Consider the following 10657-nt stretch of genomic DNA (forward strand, 5'->3'; position numbering starts at 1 on the left):
GACAATCCCAGGGTCTCGGCCAGCAAGAGCGCATAGCCGATCGAGATGTCGGCGCCGGTGAAGCGGCCGGCGCAGTACCAGCCGCCGTCAGGGATGAGGTCGTTCAGCACCTTCAGCCGCGAGACGAACCAGCGGCCATAGTCCTCGGCGACCTGCGGATTGCGCCGTTCCTGGGGCTCCAGCCGCGTGTAGCGGAGCACCAGGGTCTGGGGGAAGGTCAGCGTCGCCTCGCCGAAATGCAGGCCGTTCAGCCAGGCGCCATAGGCCGCTTCGCCCGGCTGCACCGACAGGGCCGAGGGGCCGTCCTTGGTCGCCAGATACTGCACGATGGCGGCCGACTCGGTCATCCGGGTCGCGCCATCGACCAGCAGCGGAATGGTGCCCAGCGGGTTTTCCGCCAGGTAGTCCGGCTGGCGGATCCGGGGCGGGAAGGGCAGCAGCTTCAGCTCGTAGTCGAGGCCCAGCTCCTCCAGCGCCCACAGGGCGCGGAAGGAGCGGGCGTCGGCGCAGTGGTACAGGGTCAGCATGCTCAGTCGGCGTAGACGGCGGCGCGCTTCTGCATGTTGCTCAGCACCGCCTCGACCTGGTTGGGCGAGGAGATCAGGGCGGTCTGTTCGGCGCTTTCGGCCTCCAGCAGTTCGCGCTGGGTGGCGTGGGCCTGCACGGCGAACAGCCGCTTGGCGGCGCGGATGGCGGTCGGGCTCTTGCCGGCGATCTCGTTCGCCAGGGCCAGGGCCTCGGTGCGGGGATCGGCGCTGGTGCGGGTGGCGACGCCGATGCGCGCGGCCTCGGTCCCGTCGAAGATGCGGCCCGTATAGGTCAGCTCGCGGGCGATGTCGTCGCGGACCATGCCCTTGAGCAGCACCATGCCGGCCATGTCGGGCACCAGGCCCCACTTGATCTCCAGGATCGCCAGCTTGGTGTCAGGGGCGACCAGGCGGATGTCGGGGGCGATGGCCAGCTGGAAGCCGCCGCCAAAGGCCACGCCATGGATCGCGCCGATCACCGGCACCGGCTGTTCGCGCCAGACCATGACCGCGTGCTGGGCGCGGTTGGAGCCGCCGTCTGTGCGGTTGGCGGTGACCAGGCTGCCGCCGGCCGAGCTTTCGCCGGCCTTGCGCTCGCCCGACGCCATCTTGCCGAAATTGCCCATGTCGAGGCCGGCGCAGAAGGCCCGGCCCTCGCCCGACAGCACGATGGCGCGCAGGCCGGTCTCGGTCTTCAGCCGCTCGCCGGTGTCGACCAGGGCCTGAAACATGGCGTCGTCCAGGGCGTTCATCTTGTCGACGCGGACCAGGCGGACGTCGGCGACGCCGTTGGTGATGGTGACCTGAATGCGGTCGGTCATGGGAAGTCTCCTTGGATAGGTCTAGGCGCCGGGGACGGCGACGAAGCCGACCCGGGGGAAATGCAGGTGGAGCCGGCCGAGGTCGGCGGTGTCGCGGGCGATGATCAGCCGCTGGGGGGTGGCCGACACCACCGCGCCGGGGATCGGGTCGCGGCCATAGTCGTCGGCCATGACCACCACGGACTGGCCGGGCGTGAGGGGGTCGGCGGCGTCGTGGGCGGGGGCCGGGGCCGGTTCGGCTTCCTTGGCGACGGCCAGGGCGGCCGCCCCGGTGATCTCGGTGCGCTGGCCGTGGCCCAGGGCGGCCATGCGGCCCTTCCAGGCGGCCAGCCGCTCGAAGCCGGCGGTGAGCGCCTGGGCGGTCGCGGGCAGGGCGGCGCCCAGCCACCAGATGTTCATATAGGCCGCGACATCGGCCAGGGTCGGCTGCTCACCGCCCAGATAGGGCGAGGCGGCGAGGCCCTCCTCGATCCAGCTGGCCTGGGCCCGCCACTGCACCCGCATCGGCCCGGCCGCCTGGGCCATGGCGGCGACGTCGAAGGGCCGGCCCGACAGCTTCTCGCGGTCCTTGATGAAGGCCTGGGGCGTCAGGTGGCCGAGCTCGCCGAACACCACCGGCACCGTGGCGCCAAAGAACACCCGGTCGGCCCAGATATTGACCGCCCAGTCGGCCCCCGCAGCCGGCGTCGGGCTGGGGGCGCGGGCCTCCAGCTCGGCCAGGATCACCTGGCTGTCGCAATAGATGTCGGCGCCGATCTGCATCACCGGGGCCTTGCGATAGCCGCCGGTCAGCGGGACCAGGTCCGGCTTGGGCATCATGTTGGGGGTCAGCACCGAGGACCAGGCCAGGCCCTTGAGCCCCAGCATGACCCGCACCTTCTCCGAGAAGGGCGAGGTGTCATAGTGATGCAGGATGATCTCGGCCATGGCGTCCCCCGGGGGGCCGATCTCTCGCGGATCGGCCTCAAGGCCCTAGGCTGTCACGGATTTCGGCCCGAGCCTACCGTGACCCGGCGTCAGGCCGGGCCGGGATTTGCGTCCTCGATGATGGCCACGACCGGCGCCCCGCCCAGGCTGTCGATGATCGGGGCCTCCTCGTAGCCGGCCACGGCCAGGCCGTCGCGGCGATCCAGCTCGCGGCGGATCTCATCGTGGCGGTTGGCGTCGAGCCGCCAGCCCATGACGCAGAACCCGCCCAGCATGACGAAGAAGATCGGCCCGAGAATATAGGCCAGCTCCAGCGAGTGGATGGCCTGGGGCGTGTTCTTGAACCCCTCCTTGGCCACATAGCCCAGCCTGGCGAGCAGCGGGAAGGTCAGGCCGATCGAGAAGGCCGAGGCGATCTTGGCGGCCAGGGTGTTGAGCGCATAGATCAGGCTCAGCCGCTCCTTGCCCTGTTCCAGCCGCACCTCGTCGCCGACATCGGCCAGCATGGCGCGGATCATCAGGTCGAAGCCGGCGGCCATGAAGCCGCACCAGAACATCACCGGCAGGGCCAGGACCACATTGCCCTTCGGCACCACCATGACCATGCACAGCCCCAGGGAATAGGCCGTGGTGGTGACCATCAGGGTGCGGTGCTTGCCGAGCTTCTGGGCGAGCCTGGCGGTCAGCGGCGCGCCGGCCACCCCGGCGATCACATAGGTCAGCAACAGGATCGAGGCGACGCCCGGCGTATAGCCCCGGGAGTCGGTGAAGAAGAACACATAGAGCGCGCTCATCCAGCCCGGGCCCAGCGTCAGGGACATCTGGGCCAGGAACAGCCGCATCAGGTCCGGCTTGACCAGCAGGGACAGGTAGTCGCGGAACCGGAACTGCTCGGCGCCATGGTCACGGGTGATGGTCTCAGGCGTGCGGAAGCAGCAGATCGCCACCGTGATCGGGGTCAGCCAGAAGATGAACCAGCCCATGTCGCGCACCGACTGGGCGCCGCTGCGGCCGTAGTGGCCGGCCAGGATCGGGAACAGGAGCACGATCACCGCGCCCATGACGCCCAGCATGGCGACCACGCCGAACACCCGGCTGCGCTCATGATACTGGGTCGAGAGCGTCGCGCCCCAGGCCGAGTGGCCGAGCGCCAGGATCGAATTGCCCAGGTAGTAGATCAGCAGCCAGCCGACCAGATAGAGCTCGGTCACCCCGGCCCGGGCCTCGAACAGGGCCCAGACCGACAGCATCATCACCGGGATGCCGATGGCGAGCCAGGGCCGGTAGCGGCCGAAGGGGGTGCGGGTGCGGTCCATGATCACGCCCAGCACCGGGTCGACCCCGATGTCGAGCAGCCGGACGATGGCCCAGGCGGCGCCCACCGCCCCCAGGCTGACGCCCAGGTGGCTGGCGAAATAGGGCGGCAGATAGACCGCGACGGCGACGGCGAGCGCGCCGAGCGGCAGGTTGGCGACGGAGAAGCCCAGAATGGTGGAGAAGGACAGACGGTCCCCCGCCGGCGCAACGCTATTCAATCCAACCGCTCCCTCGGGCGCTTGGCGACGCCACGTTCACTTATCTGCGGTCACTTGAGGGGCTCGCGGCCCTCAGGGCAAGTGAAGAACGCGCCATCTTTGGCATCAACGATAGCGGATCAGCGCTTCCTGGGCCGCCGAGGCCACCAGCACGCCGTCGCGGGTGAAGATCGAGCCCCGATTGAAGCCGCGCCCGCCCGAGGCCGAGGGGCTGTCCTGCACATAGAGATGCCACTGGGCGAAGTCGCTGGGCTTATGGAACCACAGGGAATGGTCGAGGCTGGCGACCTGCAGCCGTCCGTCGCTCCACAAGACCGCATGCGGCCGCAGCGAGACGTCCAGCAGGGTCATGTCCGTGCCATAGGCCAGGGCGCACTGATGGGTCGGCACGTCGTCGCCCAGGGGCGAGCGGGCCCGGAACCAGCACATGTCCTGCGGCGGCAGGCTGGTCGCCACCCCGTGCGGCTGCGGATCGCAGGGACGCACCTCCACCGGCCAGACCTTGCGGCTGGCGGGATCGAGCCCGGCCTGGGCGCGCAGCTCTTCCTCATTGAGCAGGTCCTCCGGCGGCGGCGAGACCGGCATCTCGATCTGGTGCTCGAAGCCCTCTTCCGGCGTCTGGAACGAGGCGGCCAGGTTGAAGATCTGCTTGCCGTGCTGGATGGCGACCACCCGGCGCACGGCGAAGGAGCCGCCGTCGCGCACCCGCTCCACCTGCAGCAGGATCGGAACCTTGGGATCGCCGGGGCGGATGAAATAGGCGTGCAGCGAGTGGCAGTGACGGCCCTCGATGGTGCGATAGGCCGCCGCCAGCGACTGGGCCACCACCTGGCCGCCATAGATCCGGCCCCGGTCGGGATCGGGGGTGTGGCCCCGGTACATGTCGAGCTCAAGCTGCTCGAGGTCGAGGATGGTCAGCAGTTCGTTGGGATCGGCCATGATCAGAACCTCGCCTGCGGCATGTCCTTGAGACGGGGCAGGACCTTGTCCTTGTCCGAGGTGATCGCCTGGTCGGGATCGACGCCCCAGGCGATGGCCAGGTCCGGATCGTCCCAGGCCACGCCGCCCTCGGTCCCCGGCGCATAGTCGCCATCGACCTTGTAGGCCAGCATGCAGTCGTCCGTGAGGGTGCAATAGCCGTGGGCGAAGCCGCGCGGGATCAAGAGCTGCTCGCCCCCCTCGGCGGTCAGCCGGGCCCCGACCCACTGGCCGAAGGTCGCCGAGCCCGGGCGCACATCCACCGCCACGTCATGGATCGCCCCGCTCAGCACCCGGACCAGCTTGGCCTGGGGATGCGGCGCTTGCTGGAAGTGCAGGCCGCGCACCGTGCCGGCCTTGGCGCTGAAGGCCTGGTTGTCCTGCACGAAGTCATGGTCGAGCCCGGCGGCCTGGAAGGCGCGGCGGCTCCAGGTCTCGGTGAACCAGCCCCGCGCATCGCCATGGCGCTTGGGCGTGATAAGCAGGATTTCCGGGAGGGCGAGCGGCGTGATGGTCGTCATGGTCTACCGACGTCAAGGAACCGCCACCGCATGACCCAGGCCACGGGGGAAGACAAGACCGAAGCGCCACGGGTGAGCGTCGTCATTGTCGCCTATCGCAGCGGTCCGACCCTCGCAGCCTGCGTCGAACGCCTCGCGGCCCAGAGCTTTCGCGACTTCGAGCTGGTGCTGGTCGACAACGCCTCCCCTGATGGAGAGGCGCAAGGCGTGGCCGCCGCCCACCCCTTCGCCCGGCTGATCGAGAACCCCGACAACCGGGGATTCGCCGCCGCCATGAACCAGGGCGCCCAGGCCGCCCGGGGCCGCTGGCTGGCGCTGCTGAACCCCGACGCCTTCCCCGAGCCCGACTGGCTGGAGGCCCTGATCGCGGCGGCCGCGCGCCACCCCAAGGTCCGATCCTTCACCGCCCGCCAGCTGATGGATGACGACCCCTCGGTGCTGGACGGCCTGGGCGACGTGATGAGCGGCCCCTGCATCCCCTATCGGGGCGGCTATATGCGCCCCGATCCGGGCGATACGCCGGAGGGCTATGTCTTCTCCCCCTGCGGGGCGGCCATGCTGATCGACCGGGCCCTGTTCCTGGGGCTCGGCGGGTTCGACGAGACCTTCTTCTGCTATTGCGAGGACGTCGACCTGGGCTACCGGCTGCAGCTGGCCGGCGAGCCGACCGTGGTCGTGCCGAAGGCGGTGATCCGCCATGTGGGCTCGGCTTCGTCCGGCGGGCCGAAGTCGGAGTTCGCGGTGTTCCATGGCACGCGCAACCGCTTCTGGGTGCTGGTGAAGGACACCCCCTGGCCGCTGCTGCCCCTGGTCCTGCCGCTGCACCTCCTGGCGGTGCTGGTGATCTCGACCCGGGTCGAGGGCCGCAAGCAGGTCCCCGTGGTGCTGAAGGCCTATCGCGCGGCGTTCAAGGACATCGGCCTGGCCCTGGCCGGCCGCAAACGCGCCCAGGCCCAGCGTCGCGTCTCGGCCTGGGCGATCGCCCGGGCCATGACCTGGAACCTCCAGGACCTGCGCGGCCGCCGCCCGGTCATTCGCCCGATCGCGCCCAGTCGACCAGCCGCGCCATGAAGGCCGCGCCGCGCTCCATCTGAGAGACCTCGACGAACTCGTCCGGCTGGTGGGCCTGGTCGATGGAGCCGGGACCGCAGATCACGGTCGAGAAGCCCGCGCCCTGGAACTGGCCGGCCTCGGCCGCGAAGGCCACCACCCGGGCCGGACCATTGTCGCCGGCCAGCCGCCGGGCGAAGGCCTCGGCGACGCCGCCCTCCTCCGGGTTCAGGGGCGGGGTGTTGGAGCGGCGCTCGATCGTGACGCCGGCATGGGGGAAGCGGGCCTTGAGCGCCGCGTCCGTCTCGGCGACCCTGGCGTAGAAGCCGGCCAGGATCTGGTCCGGGTCGAGCCCGCCCTGGCAGCGCAGGTCGAACAGGAAGGCGCATTCCCGGGCCAGGATATTGCCGGCCGTGCCGCCGTTCACCACCCCGATGGTCAGGGTGGCGTGCTTGGGGGTGAAGGGCGAGGCGGGATCGGCCTCGCGCTCCAGCTGGTCGGCCAGGTCAGAGAGATAGGCCATCAGCTTGACCGCCGCCATCACCGCCGAGGCGCCCAGCTGGGTCTGGCTGGAATGGGCCTCATGGCCGGTGACCGTGACCCGGAAGGTCGAGATGCCCTTGTGGCCGCGCACCGCCTCCATGTTGGTCGGCTCGCCCACCACCACCAGGGCCGGCAGGGGCAGCTCGTTGGCGATGACCCGGATCATGTCCGGCGCCCCCAGGCAGCCGATCTCCTCGTCATAGGACAGCGCCAGGTGGACGGGCTTCTTCGGGTCGGCGGCCACCAGGTCCGGCACGGCGGCAAGCGCCAGGGCCAGGAAGCCCTTCATGTCGCAGGTCCCGCGCCCATAGAGCCGGCCCTCGCGGAGGGTGACCTTGAACGGGTCCGAGCTCCAGGCCTGGCCGTCCACCGGCACCACGTCCGTATGGCCCGACAGCACCACGCCCCCGGGGATGGAGGGCCCGACGGTGGCGATGAGGTTGGACTTGGTCCCATCGGCGTTGGGCACGCGGCGATGCGCCACCCCATGGTCGTCGAGATAGGCCTCGACCCATTCGATCAGGGCCAGGTTCGACAGCCGCGAGGTGGTGTCGAAGCCGACCAGGGTGTCCAGCAGGCTGAGCGCGCGCGGCGCGAGGGTTTGGGAGAGCGACATGGTCGCCACCCTAGTCCCGGGCCAGGCGGCGGGCAAAGCCGGCGGCGCGGACGCCGCCGCAGGGCGCAGATCGTCGTCCGTTTTGCGGGCAGACGGGCGAAAAGGTTTGACGGCCGCGCGGTTCTTGGGCCTAGGCGCGGGCATGATCCTGACCCTGTCCTGCCCCGACCAGCCCGGAATCGTCGCCCGCGTCTCGACCTTCCTGTTCGAGCGTGGCTGCAACATCCTCGACGCCCAGCAGTTCGACGATGAGGAAACCGGCGTCTTCTTCATGCGGGTGGTGTTCGACCTGAAGGCCAAGGACGGCGATCTCGACGCCCTGAGCGCCGAGTTCGCGCCCATGGCCCAGGGCTTCTCCATGCTCTGGTCGATCCGCGACCCGAAGATCAAGCGCAAGGTGATGATCCTGGCCTCGCAGCAGGACCATTGCCTGGCGGACCTGCTCTATCGCTGGCGTCGCGGCGAACTGCCCATGGAGCTGTCGGCGGTGGTCTCGAACCACGCCCAGGACACCTACGCCCACCTCGACCTGACCGACGTGCCCTTCCACCACCTGCCGGTCACCCGCTCGACCAAGCTGGAGCAGGAGGCCGCGATCTGGAAACTGATCCAGGACACCGGGACCGACCTCGTCGTCCTCGCCCGCTACATGCAGGTCTTGTCCGACGGCCTGGCGGCCAAGCTGGAGGGGCGGTGCATCAATATCCACCACTCGTTCCTGCCCGGATTCAAGGGGGCCAAGCCCTATCACCAGGCCCATGTGCGCGGGGTCAAGGTGATCGGGGCCACAGCCCACTATGTCACCGCCGACCTCGACGATGGCCCGATCATCGAACAGGACGTCGAGCGGATCAGCCACCGCGACACGCCGCGCGACCTGATCCGCAAGGGGCGCGACATAGAGCGCCGGGTGCTGGCCCGCGCCGTCCGCTGGCGGCTGGAAGACCGGGTGCTGCTGAACGGCTCCAAGACCATCGTCTTCACCGACTGAGGCGCGGCGGCCTCAGCCCATGGGGGCGAGCGGGTGCACATAGACCTCGTTGAGGGTGATGCGGTCGCCCTTCAGGATGACCAGATCGAAGCCGCGCAGGACCGGGGCCGCCTTGGGGTCCGTTCCGGCGACACAGTACCAGCGGCCGCAGAAGCCGCCCGGGATCGTCCAGACCTCGTCGGGATTGTAGCTCATCGGCGGGGTGGCCCCGAACAGGCCGGTGAGATAGGCGCGCAAGGCGTCGTGGCCCTGGAGGCCGTGCGGGACCTGCTGGTCCACATAGCGGCAGTCCGGGGCGTAGAAGCCCAGCAGGCCCTCGACGTCCTTGGCGGTCCAGGCCGCGAGCCAGCGGGCGTTGTAGTCGGCGATGTCCATGGTCACAGCTCCAGGACCCGGGCCCAGTGCTCGGGGGTGAAGACGTCGGGCGGCAGGACCTCGGGACCGGCCATCACGGCGATGGCGTGGGCCTTCAGCGAAGGGTCGGCGGCGGAGCGCTCGTGATGCCGGCGGCGGCGCTCAGCAGCCTCCGGGCCGAACTCGGCGTCGAGAGCGGCGGTAAGCGCCGCTGAGAATCTGAGGCGCCGAAGCCGCTCCGCCCGCTCTTCGCCATAGGGGGCCAGGGCGGCGGCCGACCAGTCGCTGGAAGCCCGGAGGATTTCGCTGACCAGGCGCACGTCGCGATAGGTGATCGACAGACCCTGGCCGGTGATCGGGTCGTTCCAGCCGGCGGCGTCGCCGATCAGCACCGCGCCCTCGACAAAGGGCTGGTCGGTCCAGGCGTCGTTGTTGAAATAGCTGAGCAAGGGCCCCGCCGGCCGGGCCTCGGCCAGGATGCGGTTGGCCGGGGCGCATTCGGCCAGGAAGGCGGCCAGGAAATTGGCCGTGCCGTCGGCGCCCGAGAAGCGGCGGCGCTGGTCCAGCGCATAGCTGCCATAGAGCCGGACCCGTCCCGACCCTTGCGGAAAGGCCAGGAAGCCGAACTGGCCCTCGGCGCCGATCACCTGGCGGGTGGCGTCCCAGGCCTCGGCGCCTTCGACCAGAAGGCCGGCGAACATGTGGTGAGGCGGATCCTGGTTGAGCGGCACGCCCAGGTTTTCCCGCACGAAGGAGGCGCGGCCGTCGGCGCCGACCAGCAGCCGGGCGGTGGCGCGATGGTCGCCATCGGCGTCGCGCCAGGCGGCGAAGGGCTGGGCGCCGGCCCCGATCTCCGAGACCTGCGCCCCGCGCACCACCCGCGCGCCGGCGGCGACGGCGGCGTCCATCAAGGTCTGGCAATGGCGCGGATGGCCCAGGCACAGGGGCCCGGCTATGCCTTCGGCGAAGATCGAGAGCGGCAGGATTTCGGCCTCGGACGCTTCGGCCGAGCGGCTCTCGTCATAGGTCACATGGGTCTGGACGTGGTGGCCGCCGGCGCCCATCAAGAGCTCGTAGAGCCCGACCCGGACCACTTCCTTCACCCCCCACGGCGCGATCCATTCGCCACGCACCCGGTCCTCGAAGACCTCGGAGGCTTCCAGCACCAGCACGCTGGATCCGGCTGCGGCCATGATCTGGGCCAGGGCCGAGCCGGCGATCCCGCCGCCGACGATGATGAGGTCATAGTCCGCCATGTCCGCCTCCCGCAGGGGCCGGGCGCGATCGCGCCTCGGATGTGGCGGCATCTAGCCACCCGTTCCCCGGCGGAATGAAAACCCAAAGGCGGTCAAAACAAAACGGCCCCCCGACCGGAGGGTCGGGAGGCCGCGGAGGTTACACAGCCCGGAGAGGGCTATCGCCGTCTTTTCGGGCGATTAACGGAAGAGGCTGAGCAGGCCGGAGGACGAGCTGTTGGCGATCGAGAGCGCCTGGACGCCCAGCTGCTGCTTGGTCTGCAGCGAGGTGAGCTTGGCGCTTTCCTTGGCCAGGTCGGCGTCGACCAGGTTGCCGACACCGGCGTCGATGGAGTCCTGCAGCTTGCCCACGAAGGTCAGGTGCGAGGACAGCGACTTGGCGCCCGTGCCAAGCTGCGACAGCGCCGTCGAGACGTTGCCGATCGAGGTGGCGACCGTGGCGATCATGTTCTGCGCCATGGTCTGGGTGCCGATCGAGTCGGTCGCGGCGACCGTCACGTTCGCCCCGCCGAGGGACAGGTCTTGGGCGCTGACGGTC

12 protein-coding genes are annotated in these 10657 nt (G+C 69.9%); 2 read left to right on the top strand and 10 right to left on the bottom strand.

Features of this window, described 5'->3' with window-relative positions; genetic code table 11:
* From Q7P21_RS15875 to rfbC, 6 genes are all read right to left on the bottom strand, one after another.
* Positions 1 to 527 (bottom strand): glutathione S-transferase family protein (locus Q7P21_RS15875; protein WP_304177848.1); only part of this gene is annotated, 527 nt, incomplete at its 3' end.
* Between the two features lie 2 nt (positions 528 to 529).
* Complete coding sequence (locus tag Q7P21_RS15880; RefSeq protein ID WP_304177850.1) at positions 530 to 1348, bottom strand: crotonase/enoyl-CoA hydratase family protein; 819 nt, start codon at positions 1346 to 1348, stop codon at positions 530 to 532.
* A 21-nt stretch (positions 1349 to 1369) separates the two neighbouring features.
* On the bottom strand, positions 1370 to 2275 hold the full coding sequence (locus Q7P21_RS15885) for a glutathione S-transferase family protein (RefSeq protein ID WP_304177852.1): 906 nt from the start codon (positions 2273 to 2275) through the stop codon (positions 1370 to 1372).
* Positions 2276 to 2364: 89 nt separating this feature from the next.
* The gene (locus Q7P21_RS15890; RefSeq protein ID WP_304177854.1) at positions 2365 to 3810 is read right to left on the bottom strand and encodes an MFS transporter; all 1446 of its coding nucleotides are present in this window, start codon (positions 3808 to 3810) and stop codon (positions 2365 to 2367) included.
* 105 nt (positions 3811 to 3915) lie between these two features.
* The gene (locus Q7P21_RS15895) at positions 3916 to 4749 is read right to left on the bottom strand and encodes an acyl-CoA thioesterase II (RefSeq protein WP_304170518.1); all 834 of its coding nucleotides are present in this window, start codon (positions 4747 to 4749) and stop codon (positions 3916 to 3918) included.
* 2 nt (positions 4750 to 4751) lie between these two features.
* A complete protein-coding gene (gene rfbC, locus Q7P21_RS15900) occupies positions 4752 to 5309 on the bottom strand; it encodes a dTDP-4-dehydrorhamnose 3,5-epimerase (protein WP_304170520.1) in 558 nt (185 codons plus the stop codon).
* A 30-nt stretch (positions 5310 to 5339) separates the two neighbouring features.
* On the opposite strand from rfbC, the gene Q7P21_RS15905 reads away from it, so the two are divergent.
* A complete protein-coding gene (locus Q7P21_RS15905) occupies positions 5340 to 6380 on the top strand; it encodes a glycosyltransferase family 2 protein (protein ID WP_304170521.1) in 1041 nt (346 codons plus the stop codon).
* Here the strand turns inward: Q7P21_RS15905 and argE are convergent.
* Positions 6340 to 7518: an acetylornithine deacetylase gene (argE, locus tag Q7P21_RS15910; RefSeq protein WP_304177856.1), complete on the bottom strand. Its 1179-nt coding sequence runs from the start codon at positions 7516 to 7518 to the stop codon at positions 6340 to 6342. The two genes, Q7P21_RS15905 and argE, sit on opposite strands and share 41 nt — an antisense overlap.
* Positions 7519 to 7660: 142 nt before the next feature.
* On the opposite strand from argE, the gene purU reads away from it, so the two are divergent.
* Positions 7661 to 8509, top strand: coding sequence for a formyltetrahydrofolate deformylase (gene purU, locus Q7P21_RS15915; protein ID WP_304177858.1), 849 nt, complete (start codon positions 7661 to 7663; stop codon positions 8507 to 8509).
* Between the two features lie 12 nt (positions 8510 to 8521).
* Here the strand turns inward: purU and Q7P21_RS15920 are convergent, their stop codons facing one another.
* From Q7P21_RS15920 to Q7P21_RS15930, 3 genes are all read right to left on the bottom strand, one after another.
* Entirely contained in the window at positions 8522 to 8884 is a 363-nt protein-coding gene (locus Q7P21_RS15920; RefSeq protein WP_304170541.1) for a nuclear transport factor 2 family protein, read from the bottom strand.
* Positions 8885 to 8886: 2 nt separating this feature from the next.
* Complete coding sequence (locus Q7P21_RS15925; RefSeq protein WP_304170542.1) at positions 8887 to 10119, bottom strand: NAD(P)/FAD-dependent oxidoreductase; 1233 nt, start codon at positions 10117 to 10119, stop codon at positions 8887 to 8889.
* Positions 10120 to 10299: 180 nt separating this feature from the next.
* On the bottom strand, positions 10300 to 10657 hold a 358-nt coding region (locus Q7P21_RS15930; RefSeq protein ID WP_304177860.1), incomplete at its 5' end, for a flagellin.

Source organism: Phenylobacterium aquaticum, from assembly GCF_947378715.1.
Classification (GTDB): Bacteria; Pseudomonadota; Alphaproteobacteria; order Caulobacterales; family Caulobacteraceae; genus Phenylobacterium; species Phenylobacterium aquaticum_A.